This is a genomic window from Nonomuraea sp. NPDC050451, from assembly GCF_044458585.1.
On the sequence record NZ_JBITHZ010000034.1, the window covers coordinates 1 to 12875 of the forward strand.

The 12875-nt window shown below is 69.8% G+C and carries 12 protein-coding genes; 6 read left to right on the plus strand and 6 right to left on the minus strand.

What is annotated here, in order from left to right; translation table 11 throughout:
• Positions 1–570 precede the first annotated feature (570 nt).
• Together ACIBI9_RS52765 and ACIBI9_RS52770 are read right to left on the minus strand one after the other, a co-directional pair.
• Positions 571–786, minus strand: a complete 216-nt coding sequence (locus ACIBI9_RS52765; protein ID WP_397235012.1) for a hypothetical protein — start codon at positions 784–786, stop codon at positions 571–573.
• Positions 787–1023: 237 nt separating this feature from the next.
• Positions 1024–1914 (minus strand): LysR family transcriptional regulator, encoded by an 891-nt coding sequence (locus ACIBI9_RS52770; protein WP_397235014.1) that lies wholly within the window; start codon positions 1912–1914, stop codon positions 1024–1026.
• A gap of 294 nt (positions 1915–2208) precedes the next feature.
• Between ACIBI9_RS52770 and ACIBI9_RS52775 the strand changes: the two genes are divergently transcribed.
• The 5 genes from ACIBI9_RS52775 (at position 2209) to ACIBI9_RS52795 (ending at position 7485) form a co-directional block, all read left to right on the plus strand.
• Positions 2209–2373, plus strand: coding sequence for a hypothetical protein (locus tag ACIBI9_RS52775; RefSeq protein ID WP_397235016.1), 165 nt, complete (start codon positions 2209–2211; stop codon positions 2371–2373).
• A gap of 2 nt (positions 2374–2375) precedes the next feature.
• Positions 2376–3011 carry a hemerythrin domain-containing protein gene (locus tag ACIBI9_RS52780; RefSeq protein ID WP_397235018.1) on the plus strand — a complete coding sequence of 212 codons (636 nt, stop codon included), beginning with the start codon at positions 2376–2378 and terminating at the stop codon, positions 3009–3011.
• Between the two features lie 243 nt (positions 3012–3254).
• Entirely contained in the window at positions 3255–4484 is a 1230-nt protein-coding gene (locus ACIBI9_RS52785) for a serine hydrolase domain-containing protein (RefSeq protein WP_397235129.1), read from the plus strand.
• 176 nt (positions 4485–4660) lie between these two features.
• The gene (locus tag ACIBI9_RS52790; protein ID WP_397235019.1) at positions 4661–5068 is read left to right on the plus strand and encodes a hypothetical protein; all 408 of its coding nucleotides are present in this window, start codon (positions 4661–4663) and stop codon (positions 5066–5068) included.
• A 515-nt stretch (positions 5069–5583) separates the two neighbouring features.
• Positions 5584–7485: a CocE/NonD family hydrolase gene (locus ACIBI9_RS52795; RefSeq protein ID WP_397235020.1), complete on the plus strand. Its 1902-nt coding sequence runs from the start codon at positions 5584–5586 to the stop codon at positions 7483–7485.
• A 525-nt stretch (positions 7486–8010) separates the two neighbouring features.
• On the opposite strand, the gene ACIBI9_RS52800 is transcribed toward ACIBI9_RS52795, so the two are convergent.
• A complete protein-coding gene (locus tag ACIBI9_RS52800; protein ID WP_397235021.1) occupies positions 8011–8553 on the minus strand; it encodes an AAA family ATPase in 543 nt (180 codons plus the stop codon).
• A 509-nt stretch (positions 8554–9062) separates the two neighbouring features.
• Here ACIBI9_RS52800 and ACIBI9_RS52805 point away from each other — a divergent pair.
• Positions 9063–10151 (plus strand): AAA family ATPase, encoded by a 1089-nt coding sequence (locus ACIBI9_RS52805; protein WP_397235022.1) that lies wholly within the window; start codon positions 9063–9065, stop codon positions 10149–10151.
• Here the strand turns inward: ACIBI9_RS52805 and ACIBI9_RS52810 are convergent.
• From ACIBI9_RS52810 to ACIBI9_RS52820, 3 genes are read right to left on the minus strand one after another with little or no spacing between them, the layout of a single operon-like run.
• A complete protein-coding gene (locus tag ACIBI9_RS52810; protein ID WP_397235023.1) occupies positions 10080–10289 on the minus strand; it encodes a hypothetical protein in 210 nt (69 codons plus the stop codon). The genes ACIBI9_RS52805 and ACIBI9_RS52810 overlap by 72 nt on opposite strands.
• A gap of 2 nt (positions 10290–10291) precedes the next feature.
• Positions 10292–11326 (minus strand): MFS transporter, encoded by a 1035-nt coding sequence (locus tag ACIBI9_RS52815; RefSeq protein ID WP_397235024.1) that lies wholly within the window; start codon positions 11324–11326, stop codon positions 10292–10294.
• Complete coding sequence (locus tag ACIBI9_RS52820) at positions 11323–12660, minus strand: cytochrome P450 (RefSeq protein WP_397235025.1); 1338 nt, start codon at positions 12658–12660, stop codon at positions 11323–11325. The genes ACIBI9_RS52815 and ACIBI9_RS52820 overlap by 4 nt, the downstream gene beginning before the upstream one ends.
• Positions 12661–12875: the final 215 nt, after the last annotated feature.

The window sequence follows — 12875 nt, forward strand, 5'->3', positions numbered from 1 at the left end:
TCTACGGAAAGGCCTTACGGCCTGAATGTTCCCGGCGCTCGAACAGCCCGCCCGTTTCTCGTCTGGCCAGACCGTCCTTACTCGGGGATTAGGCAAGTAGGCCGGCCGCGACTGCCGCGCCGGTGGATGGGTGAGGTCGACTGGGTTCTGCCCACAATGTTCTGAGTCGACGAATGCCTGCGTCTTTGACCGGAGGCGAGTGGGGTTTTGGTATCTGGTCGGCGGTCGTGAGGTCGTTGAAGGTAACTCGTCGATGAGGCCGCGAGCTCTGCCGGACCAGTCGAGTCGGTTGCACCCGCAGCAGCACGCTCCGCCCCTGCTCCTGGAGGAGAGAGGCGAAGGGATCTTGTTGAAGTGGGCAATCTCGTCCCTGGCGGCATGGCAATTCTGCGGGACAGCAGCCGGTGGATGGCGGTCTTGGCGACCGCGCGGGCTTCGTGGCGCTTTCCTTGCTGCGTTCGGCGTCGGCCGGGACCGTCGGGGCGGCCCAGTGCTTCTTGGTGTGGCACCAGGTGAGCCAGGAGGTGATGGCGGCGCGGTTGCGGTTCCAGGTCGCCGGGCGCATCGGCCCTACAGGTCGGCGAGCGCGGCGCCGATCTCGGCGTCACTGACTTCGGCGAGCGGCCGGTCACGGCCGAGCAGAGCGATGACGCGGTCGACGGCTGAGGCGTAGGCGCGGTGGGTGTTGAGGTTGGATGTGCGCCGGGTGGCGAGGAAGGCGTCGGCGGCCGCGGCGAGCGTGACGTGCCCGCCGCGAAGGGCGGTGATCTTCGGTGTGGCGCTCATGTCGGCCGCCGGGCGGCGGTCGCTGCACCGGCCTGGGAGATGTACCGGATAACGTGCCGGAGTCGCGCACCGCTCGGGCGAGGGGTTCTCCTGGTCGCCGCGGCGCCGTGATCGCTCATGTACGTGATAACAGGTCGCGTACATCTTCGCAGGGCTCCGCCAGCGGTAATGCCACCCATGCGGGACGGGGCGCTCCTCGGCATGCGCGACCAAGGCGACGTGCCCAGGATGCGCGGCTCAGATGGCAAGGGTGCCGATGTCGGCGGCGACTCGGGCGAAGGCCCGGATAGGGTCGTTCTCGGTCTCGGTACGCCACACCAGTGCGTACGGCAGGGCGTCGATGTCAGTGACGGACAGGTAGGCGATGTCGGGCCGGCTCCAATAGCGCCTCATGTGGGCGGGGAAGAGGCTGACGAGGTCCCCGGTGCTGGCCAGGGTGAGAGCCTCCTCCGTGTTGTGTACCAAAGGGCCGCGTTCGATCCGCCGCCCCGAGCGGGTGTGGGACGGGATGTAGCCGTCGGCCCAGTTGTCCGTCCACGTTGGGGGGTTCGCGTGCTGGAAGTCGGCGACCATGTCCAGCGAGACCGTGGTGAGTCGGGTGAGTTCGTGGTCGGTGGCCACGGCCACCACCCGCGGGTCGGCGAACAGGACGGGGCTCACCGTTAGGTCGGGTTCTTCGACCGGCAGCCAGCAGACCAGCATGTCGAGGTCGCCACGGCGCAACCCGGCGAACGGATCGAGGAAGGAGGCGTGCTGGATCTGCAGCTTCCACTGCGGGTGGCGGGAGCGGAAGGTGTCCCAGTAGGGGCGCAAATCTTGGACGTTGATAGGGAGCATGCCGACGCGCAGGACGTGGGTGATGCCGCGGGCCGCCAGGTGGGCGCGTTCGAGGCTGTCGCGCAGGCCCGCGTAGACCGGTCGCAGGTCGTCGCGGAGTTGGCGGCCGAGCGGGGTGAGGCGGATCTGGCGGCGGTTGGCGCGGTCGAACAGCGCGCCGCCCAGGCGGCGTTCCTGCTGGTTGATGGCCTGGCTGACCCGCGCCTGGGAGACGTGCAGCCGCTCGGCGGCCCGGCCGAAGTGGAGCTCTTCGGCCAGGGTGAGAAAGATCTCGATATCACGTATCTCCACGCCTGCCCCGATCTGTAGCTCAGCCGGCCCATCGCCCGACGGCATACGAAGGATAAAGATGATGAAGCGCCTTCGCATCAGCGGGTGAGACGGGCAGCCAGACGAGGAGTTCGACGTCCTCGCGTTGTGATAACCCGCGGGTTATCGCTGTGTGCTCGAAGTCGGCGTTGATCGAGTCGCGGCGCCTCAGCAAGGTGGAGATCGACCGGAACCGTCCGCGTGAGCCGCCAACTCTCGGACTCACGTGTCTTTCCCGATGCCTCATCCCGGAGAAACAGCATCATGCGAGCGCACATGACGAACCCCGCCTTTGTCCCTCCCGACGGGATGAAAGGCATCAGGGCCCTCTTCAGGGCCGTCAACCAGGGCTGCATGTCCCACGAGCGGCAAGAGATCGCCGGGCGGCGCACCGGCCCGACCAACGGCCGCGGCACGGGCGTGGGCCGGACCGGGACCTGACCATGCCCTTGGACATGACGGCGATGTACGCCATGCATCGTGCCCTGCGCCGGGAACTGGAGCACATCGCCCGCGTCACCGTCCGAATCGACGACGATCTCAGGCGCATCCTGCGCACGGCGATCGGCTGGCAGCTGTTCACGCGATCCGTACGCATCCATCACAGTGCCGAGGACGACCTGCTCTGGCCTGCGCTGCGCCGGCAGTTGGCCGACCGGCCGGACGGCCTGGTGCTGCTGGAGGCGATGGAGGCCGAACACGCAGCCATCGACCAGCTCATCGCGACGGTCAACGAGCTGCTCGCTGACCCCGACCCCGACGTCGACCCGTTCCGGCTCGGGGACCTCACCGACTCCCTGGTCACGGGCTTGCGCGGGCATCTCAAGCATGAGGAGGACGCGGTGATTCCGCTCATCCGGCGAGCTCTCACCGCAAGGCAGTGGGCGGCCTTCGACCAGATCCACGGCCAGCGGGTCGGCGCCGACGCGCCCCGGCTGCTGCCGTGGTTGCTGGAGAACGCCGACCCGCAGACCACCGCGAGCATGCTCGCCACCCTGCCGGAGCCCGCCCGCACCGCCTACGACACCCAGTGGCAGCCCGCCCACGCCGCCCTCGACCGCTGGTGCAGCCGGGCATGACCATCAGCTCGCCGTCGACCATGCGGTGTCGTGTCAGCGGCGGCGTCAGGACGGCAACGGCCCGGTATCAGAGCGGTCGGCGATGGTTGCTGCATGAACGGTTCAGCGATCGCGGTCTGCGGGTTGCGAACCGGGCCACGCCGAGCTCACCCCCGGCCCTTGCGCGTCGCTCATGGAAGCCCATGAGCGCCACATCGGGACGGGTCTCGCAAAGATCGAACACTTCAGTCAAGGAGATTCATGATGGGACAGAGCAACAGCGGCTTGTCCAAGGCCGGGCTGTACAGACTGCGTGAGGTGCTGGCGCGGCATGTCGATTCCGGGGAGATTCCTGGAATCGTCGCCCTGGTCAGCCGGGGCGATGAGACGCACGTCGAGACGATCGGGACGATGCGACGTGACGGTGGCGCGCCGATGAGCCGGGACACGATCTTCCGGATGGCCTCCACGTCCAAGCCGGTCGCGATGGCGGCGGCGATGGTGCTGCTGGATGAGTGCCGGCTGCGGCTGGACGACCCGGTGGATCCGTGGCTGCCCGAGCTGGCCGACCGGCAGGTGCTGAAGCGGATCGACAGCCCGCTGGACGACACCGTGCCGGCGCGGCGGCCGATCACCGTACGGGACCTGCTGACCTCCACGTTCGGGCTCGGCATGGACATGACGTCGCTGGGCACCCCGATCATGGGCGCGGTCTTCGAGCAGGGGCTCACGCCCAACCTGCCGGAGCCGATGCCCGGGCCGGATGAGTGGATGCGCCGCCTGAGCGAGCTGCCGCTGATGTACCAGCCCGGCGAGCGCTGGCAGTACCAGATCAGCCACGATGTCCTCAGCGTGCTCGTCGCCCGGGTCACCGGCGGGTCGTTCGAGGCGTTCCTGCGCGAGCGCATCTTCGAGCCCCTCGGCATGACCGACACCGGCTTCCACGTGCCCGCCGACCAGATCGACCGGCTGCCGACCCTGTATGCGCCCGACCCGCAGACCGGCGAGTTCCACGTGTGGGACGAGCCCGCGGGCGGACGGTGGAGCACGCCTCCGGCGTTCCAGGGCGGCGGGGGCGGGCTGGTCTCCACCGCCGACGACTACCACGCCTACTTCCGGATGCTGCTGAACGGCGGGATGCACGGCAGCGAGCGGATCCTGTCGCGGCCCGCCGTCGAGCTGATGACCACCAACCGCCTGACGCCCGAGCAGCAGGCCGCCCGGCACGCCATGGCCGTCGACAACGTCCATGTGTCGTTCGGTCAGGGCCAGCACGGCGGCTGGGGCTTCGGGATGGCGGTACGCACCCACCGCAGTGACTACGCACCCATCGGCCAGTTCGGCTGGGACGGCGGGAGCGGCACCTCGACCTACGCCGACCCGGCCAACCAGCTCACCGGCATCCTGCTCACCCAGGTCGGGGCGTCCGCCCCGCATTCGATACGGCTGATGCACGACTTCTGGACCACGCTCTACCAGGCGATCGACAACTGACACCGAGCCCGCACCCCGGTGTGCCCGGGCCTCAACCCAACGGCCGGCTCCTGGCGGCCGAACCGTTGGGCCTGGCCCGGCCTCAGCCATCGAAACGCCCTGGGCACCACCGGGACGCATTTCACCATCCGCCACTTCGACTGAACGTCACAACAAAGTCAAAGGAGCACACCACCATGTCCATCACGCTGACCGACCAGGACAAGCTCACCCTGCGCACCGCCGCCTACGGCGCCGTCACGCTGCTGTCCGCCGCCGATGCCGCCGGCAAGCCCCACAAGGCCGCCACCGAGGGCTCCATCGCCTTGTCCTCCGCCACCGGGCTGGTCGGGCACGTGCTCGCCGAGTATCCCAAGGACATGAAGCTGGACAGCAAGTCGGTGGCCGCCATCGCCGACCAGGTGCTGCCGGCCCTGACCGCAGCCGTGAGCCTGCTCAAGGAGCACGATTCGGCAGAGGCCGACAACTTCCGCCGCACCGTCCTGGTTGCCGTCGAAGCAGCCGCCCGGACCCACCAGGGCCGGCCCAGCCCCACCGTGGCGGACATGACCCGCAAGATCACCGAAGCCCTCGGCGCCGCTTGACGGGGTGTCGACCCGCGCAGCTCACCGCTTGTCACAGGGGTCCTGCCCGGACCCGGTGACGCGACGGCGAAGGCGGGTCAGGCAGGGCCGTGCCCGGCGGGGTTCGGCCCTTGACGCCTTGCCATCGACGCCGCTGACAGCACCGTGACCTGCCCGGCTGGGCACCCGGTCCCGTTGCCGGCGACGTCAGGTCGAAACCTGCAGCGCCAAGCGTTCTTCACCGGCCACTGCACCGGCCACTGCACCGGCCACTGCACCGGCCACTGCACCGGCCACTGCACCGGCCGCTCGCTGCGCTCGCGCCGCACCACGGCCACCGCCGGTCGCTCCGTCACCGTTCGTCCGCGCCACGACGATCTCGCCGCTGTCCGGCGGCGCTCTCGCCGCCACCTGCGCGTGCTCCGCCGGCCGGCGCTGATCCCGCTGACCTGGCCAGTGCACCCGCGCCGACAAGCGGAACCGCCACATGGCGCCCGCGATGGCTGCACCCATGACAACAACCGACCCTAGAAGGGATGCACATGTTAACCCCGCAACGGCGAAGGTCTCTCGCCGCAGTCACCCTCACGACCGCGTTCGTGGTCGCCGGTGCTCCCGCCGCGTCCGCGACGGCCGAGCCGAAGATCAAGCTCTCCGATGGGGTGACGCAGCCCGCCTTCTCCTACACCGACGCCATCCGTGAACACGTCCGGGTGCAGGCGCCGCTCGACAGTGACGGCGACGGCAAGAAGGACCTGATCCGGGTGGACATCATCCGGCCGAAGGAGTCCGCCGCCGGGCTCAAGGTCCCGGTGATCATGCAGGAAACCCCGTACTACGACGAGCCGGGCGTCGGCTACGAGGTCGAGAAGAAGAGCTACGACGCGGACGGGAACGTGACGAAGTTCCCGATGTGGTACGACAACTACTTCGTGCCCCGCGGGTACGCGTTCGTGTCCGTCGACATGATCGGCACCAGGCTGTCGGAGGGCTGCCCGACCTCCTACGGCGCCGCCGACGTGCTGGGCGGCAAGGCGGTCGTCGACTGGCTGAACGGCCGGGCGGCCGCCTACGACGACCAGGGCGCACCGGTCAAGGCCACCTGGACCACCGGACGCACCGGGATGATCGGCCACTCCTACGAAGGGGCGCTCGGCGCCGCCGTCGCCGGCACCGGCGTGCAGGGGCTGGAGACGATCGTGAACATCGCCGGCTACACCAGCGGATACGAGAACTCGCGCATCAACGGCGTCCTGACCTGGTTCAAGGACGCGGCGGCCTGGCAGTCCGAGCGGGTCGACAAGGATCCGGCGCAGAAATGCGCGGCGGTGCGCCAGAAGCTGCGCGAAGACTCCGACGACGCCACCGGCAACTACAACGCCTACTGGCACGAGCGCAACTACCGGAACGGGTCGATCTCCAAGGCGCGCAACATCCGCGCCAGCGTCTTCGCGGTGATGGGCATGCAGGACCGCAACGTGGTGAGCAGCCAGATCCCCGAGTGGTGGGCCCTGCTGCCCTCCAACATCCAGCGCAAGATATGGGTGACCCAGTACGGGCATCTCGAGCCGTTCTGGGCCCGCCGTGACGTGTGGGTGGACACCCTGCACCAGTGGTTCGACCACGAACTGATGGGCGTGGCCAACGACATCATGAGCCGGCCGCGCGTCGACGTGCAGCTCGGCCCGGACCGCTGGATCACCCAGGCCGACTGGCCGGCACCGACACAGAAGGTGACCTTCAGGCCGCAGCAGGACGGCTCCCTGGGCGCCAAGCCCTCGACCGGCACCGGCAGCTACCTCGACACCGCCCAGACCGAGGTCGCGATGGCCGCCGACCCCGCCACCGCCAACCCCCACCGGCTGGCCTACCTGACCCCACCCCTGAAGAACGCGATAAGGGTGTCCGGAACGCCGACGGCGAGCCTGCGCCTCAAGCTCGACAAGCCGACCGCCAACCTGGGCGTCCTGCTCGTCGACTACGGCACCGACACCCGCATCAACTACCGCGAAACCGGCCAGGGCCGCGCGCAAGGCCTCAAGTTCATCGGCGGCGAAACCTGCGTCGGCCAGAGCACGGCCGACGACGACGGCTGCTACCTCCGGGCCGGCGACAACACGGCGACCTCCGGCTTCAACGTGGTCACCCGCGGAATCCTGGACGCGCAGAACCACAAGTCGCTCAGCCGCCAGGCACCGCTGACGCCCGGCAAGCCGTACCAGATCACCTGGAAGATGCTGCCGCAGGACTACGAGTTCAAGGCCGGACACCGGCTCGGCCTGGTCCTGACCGGAACCAACGACGACTTCAACTCCAACGTGGACGGCACCGGCACCGAGGACGACGTCGAACCCGGCACCGGGGCCAAGGTCACCATCGACCTGGCCGGCACCTCGATCTCGCTGCCGCTGGTCACCGGCACGCCCATCAAGAAGTAGAAGATCGACCTCCGCGTACGGTCGCGGCCGACGGCGGCCGCGACCGTACCTGGACAGGGCAGAACCGAACGTGCCGGATCAGTGCAGCCGCCGCCTGGTCCGAGGAGGGGGTTGACGACGTCAAAGTGCTCCTCGACGCCGAATTCACGCGGGTAGTGCGAACCCGCCGAGTGCGCGCGATCGAGGAGAGCTTCTACGGCAGCACCGCACGCAACATCAGCTTCTACTGGGCCAAGCACCCCACCCCGCTGCCCGCCGCACCGTGAACGGCACCTCTCCGCGTCGGCCCCGACCGTCCGTTCACCCGATCGTGGCCATCGAGTCGAGGTCGGCGACGAGCATGTCGATCAGGGAGGACGACCGGTGAGCCGCCCGCACAGCCGGTCGGGGTCGGCGGCGACGCCGACCCAGGGGCGACAACCGGGAGTGGATCTCCGGGCCGGGCCCTCGTCGAGCTGCTCAACCAGTGCGCTCAAGCCCTGGAAACGCCCGGAACCCTGGGCTCCTGGCCTGGGGGGTGTGTCTTCAGTCCTGCGGAATTGTGAGCTCCCCTTCGCCGACGGGCTCCTCGAAACCGGCAAGGTACCTGTTGAGAAGATCCTCGGACACGGTCACAGAGTTGGCCCCGTGCAGCTTGTTGCGTACGGCGAGCCGCTGACGCAGCGTCTCAGGGCTCGCCTTGAGATAGATCAGCTCCCACTGACACCCATGGCTCTCGATCAAGGCCTTGTAGCGGTCGCGAGTCGCCCGGCGCCAGAAACTGTAGTCCAAGACCACCGGCCGGCCGGCTCCCATCAGGTCCACGAGCCGCCTCTTCAAGGTTTCCTCGGCAGCCGCCTTGTGGTTCTCGTACTCTGCCGGGTCGAACTCGGCGCCGTCACGCCCGAATTGCGCCCAGATCGCTTCATCGATCGACAGCCGGACATAGCCGCGTCGCTCCAACGCCTGTGCATAGGTCGACTTGCCTGACCCCGCGATCCCACACATCATCACGACGGACGGCGCCGACGCGTCTTGCGAACCAGCTGAGACCCGTTCAACTTCAACCCCACCGGCAATATCGTTCACAGCCGGGACCCTATCGCCGCGCCCGCGATCAAACTATGCAACCCCAGCACGCCGTGGCCCCCACCGAGCGACCCCGGTCGGCGACCGAGCTGCTGGAGAACGGTTCCGCTCACGATTGAAGCGGTCGAGCCTCCGCTGGCAAGGACCGTAGCCATGAGCAGGTCAGTGGCGGTAGCGGCGGGGTTCCTTCCGGCGGCGCGCAGGAGGCCGGGCGCCGCCGCACAAGGGTGGGCACCGCGGCGGGGCGGGCCGCCTGGCGCGCTCCCCTGTGGGCGTCCGTGGAATTCGCCGGGCGATATACGGAGAGTGGCCGCATGGACGCGTATCATTTCCGGGTCGCCGCGTAATTCCGGGCCGAACTCGGCCGCTCGGGAGTAAGAAACGGAGGCGTCAAATTCCGGACATCGGCCTCCGGCATAAGTCGTGACCGTCGGGGGACAAAATGCTCATGCGAATCACGCCGGGGCCACATTTACGCGCATTCTCCACGACGTTATCAGTCGGCCGTAATGCGCGCGCCCACGCCCGGTAACGCCGTTTACCCGGAAGACCCGGACCACGAAATTCCGGGTCCCGAGGGCTGCGCGGCCGCGGAGCAGCTGTTACAGCGCCTGGTGGCGCTGCGCCGGTGGTCGGGGCAGCCGTCGCTCCGCCGGCTCCGCATCCTCGGCGGCTCGGTGGAGCTCGCGGACGGCACCTGGGTCGACGTACTCCCGGAGACGACGGTCTCGGCGGTGCTACGTGGTCACAGCCCGCGCGGCCTGCCGCGGCTGGCCCTGGTGGAGGCGTTCGTACGGGCCTGCCTGATGTCCTGCGGCCAGCAGCGGTACGCGGCCGGGCAGGTGCGGCGGTGGCGCCGGGCCTGGCGGGCGCTGGCGGCGGGGGAGGAGGGGGCTCTCGCCCCGATCCGGCCCGATCCGGCGCTGCCGGTGCCGCGCCAGCTGCCGCGCCCGATCCGCGGGTTCGCCGGGCGGGACCCGCAGCTGGCCCAGCTGGAGGAGTGGTCGCGGCGGCCGTACGACGACCCGGCGGCCGGCCCGCTCATCCTCGTGACCGGGCCGCCGGGGATCGGCAAGTCGGCGCTGGTCGTCCAGTGGGCGCACCGGTCGGCGGCGCGGTTCCCCGACGGCCACCTTTACGCGGATTTATCGGGAAATGCTGGGGCACATCCGGTGATCGTCAGGTTTCTGCGGGCGCTGGGGCTGCGGGTGGTGCCCGACGACGAGGAGGAGGCATCCTGCCTGTACCGCAGCGTCCTGGCCGGCAAGCTGATGCTGGTCGTGCTGGACAACGCCCGGTCGGTACGGCAGGTGCGCCCGCTCCTGCCTGGCTCGCCCACGTGCACGGTCGTCGTGAGCGCGCGGGCGTACCTGAGCGACCTGGTGATCCGGGAGGGCGCGCTGCCGATGGAGCTGAGCGCGCTGAGCGACCACGACGCGTTCCGGGTGCTGTCGGCCGCGCTCAACGTCGAGTTCGCGCACCGGGACCGGGAGGCGTGCCGCCGGTACGTCGTCGAGGCCGGAGGCTCACCGCTCGCCCTGCGAATCCTGGCCGAGAGCCTGATCCGCGAGCGCAACGTACCGAGGCTGAACGCCTGAGAGCGCGAACGCCCCGGCGGCCAGCAGCCCGCACAGCGCCGCGCCCGTGATCACGGCCGTGGTCGGCGCGAACTCGGCGGCCAGCCCCGCCACGGCGAACCCGAGCCCCTGGAAGAACATCATCCACGAGGCCCGCATGCTCAGGGCCCGCGCCAGCAGCTCCTTCGGCGCGGCGTCCAGGACATGCGGTCCAGGCCGAGCTGGAAGGAGGCGCCCAGCCCCGCGACGAACAGCACCCCCGCCGCCACCGGGATCGGCGGCCGGAACGCGAAGGCGAGCAGGGGTGCGAAGCACAGCGCGGCCAGCGCCGCCATCAGTCTGACCTGCCGCCCGGCGGACAGCGTCCAGTTCCCCGCGAACTCGCCGGCCACCGTGCCCAGCGGCAGCGCGGTCAGGAGCAGGCCGGCGCCCACGGTGTCGTTCGCCGACAGCTCCCCGGCGTACGGCACCGCCAGCGCCTCGGGCGCGACCGCGAACGCGGGCACCACCCAGGCGAACACCAGCAGCCGCCGCAGCGGCCGGACCGCCATGAGCCGGCCGATCCCCGACAGCGAGTCGCGCACCAGCGACTGCCCGGAGCCCGCGGCCGCCGGGCGCTCCCGCGTGCCGAACCGCAGCAGCGCGGCGGACAGGCCGAAGGACACGGCGTCGGCCAGCAGCAGCGTGCCGGGCGAGACCAGGGTCAGCGCGATGACGCTCACCGCGAAGCCGCCGATCTGCGCGACCTGCGCCACCACCCGCATCAGGCTGCGCCCCGGCACGTACGCGTCGCCCGGCAGCACCTGCGGCATCGTGGCGGCCCGCGCGCCGCCGAACACCGGCCGGATCAGCCCCAGCGCGAACCCGAGCGCCAGCAGCGCCGCCGTCGGCGCGCCGGGCGCCGCCATCGCCGCCGCCGGCACCGCCGAGATCAGGTTGCAGCCGACCAGCAGCCGCCGGTTCGGCACCCGGTCCACCAGCGCCGACAGCAACGTCCCCGCGACCAGCTGCGGCAGCATCGGCAGCGCGAACGTCACCGCGGCCAGCAGCGGCGAGTCGGACCGCACGTAGACCAGCACGGTTAGGGCCAGCTGGGCCAGGACGCTCCCGGTCATCGACACGATGTGCGCGGCGAAGATCGCGCGGAACTCGCCGATGGCCAGGGCGTCTCGGAAGCGGCCGGCCGGCGCCGTCATGCCCCCACCACGGTCCGTCCCGCGTGGGTGCGCCTCATCCTGACCCGCAGCGCCAGCGGCTCCAGCACCGGACCGGCGACGGCGTCGGAGTCGTGCAGGTCCAGCCCCTCGATGTCGTAGTGGGCCGCGATGTGCGCGGTCCCCACGATGGCCTGGTAGATGCCCAGGTGCATGCCGAGGCACACCCGCGGCCCGGCGCCGAACGGGAAGTAGGTGAACCGGGGCTGCTGCGTGGGTTCGAGCCACCGTTCGGGGCGGAACTCCTCCGCGTCCGGCCAGTAGCGGGGGTCGCGGTGGATGAGGTACGGGCTGAAGCGCACGTCCATGCCGGGCCGCAGGGTGTAGCCGCCGAACGTGCAGGTCTTGCGCACCTTGCGCCCCATGAGCCAGGTCGGCGGAAAGAGCCGCATGACCTCCTTCGTCACGGCGTCGGCGTACGGCAGGCTCCGCTCGTTGACGAGCCCGCCGGAGTCGGCGATGACGGCCAGCGCCTCGTCACGCAGCCGCTCGCGCACCTCCGGCCGCCGGGCCATCTCCCGGATCACCCACGCCATCGTCGCCCCGGGCGAGCCGAACGACGCGAGGATCATGGACGTCAGGAAATTGATGGCCTCGTCCTCCGAGGGCATGTCGGGGTCGTCGGCGAGCAGCAGGTCGATGAGGTCATCCGGCGTTTCGTGCGGCGCGGCCTTACGCTGCCGGAACTTCTCGGTGATGGCCGCGTTCACCCGCGCCTCGGCCCGCTGCACCCGTTTGATGGACGGCAGCGGCAGCCAGCTCGGGAAGGTCAGGCTCGAGTCCATGAACGGCAGCGCCAGCCCCGAACGCTGCTCCGCGGCATCGAAGACGGCCTCGTTGTCCAGGCCGAAACAGAACATCGCCGAGAGCTTGGCGCTGTAGCTCCGCATGAACGGCACCACGTGGAAGGCCCGGCCGGCGAGCGACGCGAGGCGTTCGTCGAGCAGGTCCGTCACCCGGTGCCCGTGAGACCTGACGACGTTCCTGGTCATGCCGTGCCAGGCGCGGCCCCGGGCCCGCATCCAGCCGTCCAGGTGGTCGCTCACCTCCTGGTCGGAATGCCGGGCCGGGAACAGCGACTCCTCGGTGAGATAGAGCTCGTTCGACTTCTTGAACAGCTCGCCGATCAGCTCGGGGTCCGCCACGAAGACGGTGGCCGGGCTGAAGGTGAAGATGTCGCCGTACTCGGCCTGGCAGCGCCGGAGGAAGCCGATCCGGTCCCGGTCGTAGTCGTAGGAGTTGCCGACGGGCCAGCGTCCGCGCGGCCCACGCCGGCACGCGCCGGTGGCTCGCACCGGCGCGGAAAGCGCGGTCATTCACCTGGGGTATTCGCCCGCTCGGGGAGCGGGCGCCCGTTCTTTAGAAGTCAGCCCAGGGGTAGCGGCCGCCCATCCGACCCTTGTTCAGGCCCAGCAGTGTGGCAGCGGTGTGCTTGGCGAATGCCATTCTCCGACACCTCCTTTCTGCGTGAGGACCGACGCGGCTTTATTCGCCCGGTCGCGAACCCCATTTGATTTCCCCGGTACCCGGG

What these genes read in the sequence shown, in the direction of transcription:
- ACIBI9_RS52765 (WP_397235012.1), bottom strand. Translation starts at nt 786, where the DNA reads ATGAGCGCCACACCGAAGATCACCGCCCTTCGCGGCGGGCACGTCACG.
- ACIBI9_RS52805 (WP_397235022.1), top strand. Translation starts at nt 9,063, where the DNA reads ATGCGCGCGCCCACGCCCGGTAACGCCGTTTACCCGGAAGACCCGGAC.
- ACIBI9_RS52780 (WP_397235018.1), top strand. Translation starts at nt 2,376, where the DNA reads ATGCCCTTGGACATGACGGCGATGTACGCCATGCATCGTGCCCTGCGC.
- ACIBI9_RS52790 (WP_397235019.1), top strand. Translation starts at nt 4,661, where the DNA reads ATGTCCATCACGCTGACCGACCAGGACAAGCTCACCCTGCGCACCGCC.
- ACIBI9_RS52810 (WP_397235023.1), bottom strand. Translation starts at nt 10,289, where the DNA reads ATGCGGGCCTCGTGGATGATGTTCTTCCAGGGGCTCGGGTTCGCCGTG.
- ACIBI9_RS52815 (WP_397235024.1), bottom strand. Translation starts at nt 11,326, where the DNA reads ATGACGGCGCCGGCCGGCCGCTTCCGAGACGCCCTGGCCATCGGCGAG.
- ACIBI9_RS52795 (WP_397235020.1), top strand. Translation starts at nt 5,584, where the DNA reads ATGCACATGTTAACCCCGCAACGGCGAAGGTCTCTCGCCGCAGTCACC.
- ACIBI9_RS52775 (WP_397235016.1), top strand. Translation starts at nt 2,209, where the DNA reads ATGACGAACCCCGCCTTTGTCCCTCCCGACGGGATGAAAGGCATCAGG.
- ACIBI9_RS52820 (WP_397235025.1), bottom strand. Translation starts at nt 12,660, where the DNA reads ATGACCGCGCTTTCCGCGCCGGTGCGAGCCACCGGCGCGTGCCGGCGT.
- ACIBI9_RS52785 (WP_397235129.1), top strand. Translation starts at nt 3,255, where the DNA reads ATGGGACAGAGCAACAGCGGCTTGTCCAAGGCCGGGCTGTACAGACTG.